The sequence below is a fragment of the Blastococcus mobilis genome (assembly GCF_900188025.1).
Taxonomy (GTDB): Bacteria; Actinomycetota; Actinomycetes; order Mycobacteriales; family Geodermatophilaceae; genus Blastococcus_B; species Blastococcus_B mobilis.
Genome location: NZ_FZNO01000066.1, coordinates 1 through 3,628, shown reverse-complemented (window position 1 = coordinate 3,628; position 3,628 = coordinate 1). Strand labels below are relative to the sequence as shown.

Below are 3,628 nucleotides of genomic sequence, written 5' to 3'. Positions count from 1 at the left end.
ACATCCTCGGCCATCCGCCGACCGTCGTCGGCACCCTTGCCTCAACCCCGCAGACGCGCCGCAGCCGACCGAAGTAGGTGCGGCTGTAGTACTAGGGCGTGTCTGACGGATCTTGCCTGTCGGGATCGGCAGGCTGGGGTCCGTGCTGAAGGATCGGACCGTGATTTCCGACCAGGCGTGGGCGTGGATGCAGCCGCTGCTGCCGTCCTCGACCGGCCGGCGGGGTGGCCGTTGGCGTGATCACCGGCAGGTGGTCGAGGCGATCTGCTGGAAGTACCGGACCGGTTCGCCGTGGCGGGAGCTGCCCGAGCGGTTCGGCCCGGGGCAGACCGCCTACGAGCGGCTGACCAGGTGGAGCGCCGATGGCACCTGGGCTCACCTGCTGGCCCGCGCCCAGACCGACGCCGACGCGGCCGGGGAGCTGGACTGGCTGGTCGCGGTCGACTCCACGGTGGTGCGGGTGCACCAGCACGGGGCGAGCGCGCGGCGGGTCGGCGGCAACGCGGCCACCGTCTCGCCCGATGACCCGGAGGAGGGCGCGGCGGGCGAGCAGCGCGCGGGGGGCTTCCCCGAATGACAAGAATTCCCACCCGGAACCGCTGATCGGCGAGCCGGCCGACCACGCGATCGGCCGATCCCGCGGCGGGTTGACCACCAAGGTGCACGCGCTGACCGACGGCGCCGGACGCGTCCTGGTGGTCCTGCTGACCGGCGGCAACGTTCACGACAGCCCGATGTTCACCCCGCTCATGGCCGCACTACGGGTGGCTCGGGCGGGACCGGGACGACCTCGCACCCGCCCGGACCACCTGCTGGCGGACAAGGGCTACAGCTCCCGGGCCAACCGGCGGGTGCTCCGCGACCGCGGGATCGGCCACACCATCCCGGAGAAGACCGACCAGGCGGCTCACCGCCGGCGTCGCGGCTCCGCCGGCGGCCGCCCACCCGGCTTCGACTCCGACCGCTACGCCCGACGCAACACCATCGAACGCGGCTTCTGCCAGCTCAAACAGTGGGCGGCCTGGCCACCCGCTACGACAAGCACGCCCGCAACTACGCCGGCGCGCTCTCCCTGGCCGCGCTACTGACCTGGCTCCCATGAACCGTCAGACACGCCCTAGGCTGCGGAGAGCGGCACAACCGTTGCAGCACCGACCAGCGCGCACCAACCCGGCTACCCAGATCAGCTGGGGCCTCGGCTACATCACCGACCGCTACGGCGACACCTGCCGCGCCTGGAATCACTTCCAGGTGAACAACTGGTACTGATCTGCAGCGCCGACCCGCGCTTCTGACTGGGTACCGCCCATTGGTAGTTCGAACGCCGTGGCCCCCGTTCCCGGGGTCGGTGACGATCCTCCGCCCGGATGACACGGATCAACCACGGCCGGTGTATCGCGGTCTCGGTGCGCACGTCGACGTCCCTCACCATCGTCTGATCTCCCGCGTCGCCGGGATCATGCGGCGCCCGGCGCGGTGCACATGCCCGTGCGCCGGAGGGGACACGCCGCCGCCAGCTGGGGGCACACTGACGGCGTGGCGATTCCCTGGCGCCTCCGGCATGGAGCGGCCCTGGTGGTCGTCGGGGCCGCGCTGACCGGTGGCGGCACGGCGGTACTCCTCTGGCCGGAACCCCGGGTGGCGGCCCAGACCGGTTCGATGCTGGCCGCGCCGGCGGACGCCTCTCCGGCCGGCGGCTCGGCCGTCCCGGCCCCGCCCACCTTGTCGGTGTCCCAGAGCGCCGTCGCGCCCCCGGGCTTCGTTCCCCGGCGGTTGCTCGTCCGGTCCCTGGGGATCGACGCGCCGCTGATCGACACCGTCGTCGACGGTGACGGCGCACTTGTCCCTCCCGAGGACCCCGCCGAGCTGGCCTGGTGGCGAGGGGTGCGCCCCGGCGAGGGCGCCGGCTCAGTGCTCGTGGCCGGGCACCTTGACATGTACAGCTACGGCCAGGGGCCGCTGGCCCGCATCGTGGATCTGCAGCCCGACGATCCGGCCGTCCTGACCGGTGCCAGCGGTGTCAAGGCCACCTATGTCCTGCGGGGCGTCATCACCATCGACAAGGACGCGCTGCCGGCCGCCGAGCTCTTCGGCACCGGGGGTCCCGAACGGCTGGTCCTGGTCACCTGCGGCGGCACCTACGACCGCGACCGCCGGAGCTGGGACAGCAACGTCGTCGCGATCCTCGACCCCGTACCCACGTCCTGAGGGGGGTACCGACCGGCACCCGCCCTCAGGACGTACCGACTCAGGCCGAAGCACCCCCGCGGCGGCGAGCCACTCCGAGCGCGAGCGCGCCGACGCCCGCGGTGACCAGGGCCACGCCGATCACCGTAGGCACGCCCGACGCGCTGGACCCGTCACCTGCAGGCACGGAACCCGGCGCGGCGGCCTCCAGTTGAGCCCGAGCGAACCCGGCCGGGAAGCTGGGTGAATGGACGTTGACGTAGAAGGCCTCGGGCGAAGCTGCGATCTCCGCGGCCAGGGCCGGGTCGGCCATGGCCGTGGCCTCAGTGCCGGCGTTGATCGCGTTAGCGTCCAGGGTGACCACCACGTCCCCCGCTTCACCGCGAGGCGCCTGGTGGATGTGAGCGGCGGCGACGTCCTCGTCGTTACCGGCCACGGTGACGGTGTAGGTGATCATGCCCTTCTCGGTGTCGATGGTGAAGTCGCCCTCGACAGTGGCGTCGTTCTCCCCGGGCTCGGGCACTTCCTCGGCTCCGCTGCCGGAGCCGGTGACGCTGACCTGATCGGCGAGGGCCGGGCCGGCGGTGGACAGCACGAGCAGTGCGGCGGCGGTGAGGACTGCACCGAGGCTTGCAGCACGCATGGGGACCTCCGCTGGACGGGGCCCCGCGGTCACGGGGCCGGGAGACGCACGCCACACCGTCCGCTCCTCAGAAGGGCACCCGCAAGAGGTTCCCTCATCCGGACAGGGCGTTTGGCAAGAATCACCCCCGGTGTCGCCGCTCGAAGCTAGGGATGCCGTCCCACAGCGGCCGGGTGACGTAGACGCGGCCGGCGACCCTGCCACGCTGGTCGCAGGCGGTCGACGGCCGATCATTTCCGCTGCGCCGAGGGCGATGCATCTGGGCAACTCGACTCGGCATCTGGACAACTCGACTTGCCCGGTCACCTGGCGGTCATCGACCCAGATTCGCCCCGTCCTGGCGCGGTAGCCACGGGTGGACAGCAGGACGATGACGCTGGCCAGCAGGCCCAGGTCGACCCGCAGATGGAACACCTGGGCGGCATTGATCCCGGTGGGCCCGGGCCGCCGCCAGTGCGGTGGCCCGGCGTCCGCGGAGTCCGGGACGGGTCCGCGGGTGCGGGGCTCGCTGGCCGCTGCGGCAGATCACCAGCAGGCGCCCTCATTTAGACCACAGGGACTACCGGAGCCCCAACTGATGCCGCAAACAGTGCGGCTCGCGGAATCAACCCTGTGAAGGCGGTCATGGTCTGAGGCCCGATCGGGTGGCGGGCTCGCAGCGGGTGGCGGGTGGCGGGCTGGCAGGCGCCGTCGCCCTGGACTTCTCAGACGGTATGACTCGACCGCTCCCGTGAGGAGGGGTTGCGGGTCGGGGCCCCACTCACACAGGTTCGTGGGTTGCCAGGTAGGAGCCCCTGC

3 protein-coding genes and 1 pseudogene are annotated in these 3,628 nt (G+C 71.9%); 3 read left to right on the top strand and 1 reads right to left on the bottom strand.

Annotated features, from left to right (window positions below; genetic code table 11):
• Positions 1 to 145: 145 nt before the first annotated feature.
• From CHB94_RS24205 to CHB94_RS24200, 3 genes and pseudogenes are all read left to right on the top strand, one after another.
• Positions 146 to 1,102 (top strand): annotated as a pseudogene (locus tag CHB94_RS24205) (IS5 family transposase).
• A gap of 41 nt (positions 1,103 to 1,143) precedes the next feature.
• Entirely contained in the window at positions 1,144 to 1,269 is a 126-nt protein-coding gene (locus tag CHB94_RS26510) for an aggregation-promoting factor C-terminal-like domain-containing protein (RefSeq protein ID WP_254920889.1), read from the top strand.
• 267 nt (positions 1,270 to 1,536) lie between these two features.
• A complete protein-coding gene (locus CHB94_RS24200; RefSeq protein WP_141137652.1) occupies positions 1,537 to 2,208 on the top strand; it encodes a class F sortase in 672 nt (223 codons plus the stop codon).
• A gap of 40 nt (positions 2,209 to 2,248) precedes the next feature.
• Here the strand turns inward: CHB94_RS24200 and CHB94_RS25530 are convergent, their stop codons facing one another.
• Positions 2,249 to 2,830, bottom strand: a complete 582-nt coding sequence (locus tag CHB94_RS25530) for a CHRD domain-containing protein (RefSeq protein ID WP_176445741.1) — start codon at positions 2,828 to 2,830, stop codon at positions 2,249 to 2,251.
• Between the last annotated feature and the right edge of the window lie 798 nt (positions 2,831 to 3,628).

What these genes read in the sequence shown, in the direction of transcription:
- CHB94_RS25530 (WP_176445741.1), bottom strand. Translation starts at nt 2,830, where the DNA reads ATGCGTGCTGCAAGCCTCGGTGCAGTCCTCACCGCCGCCGCACTGCTC.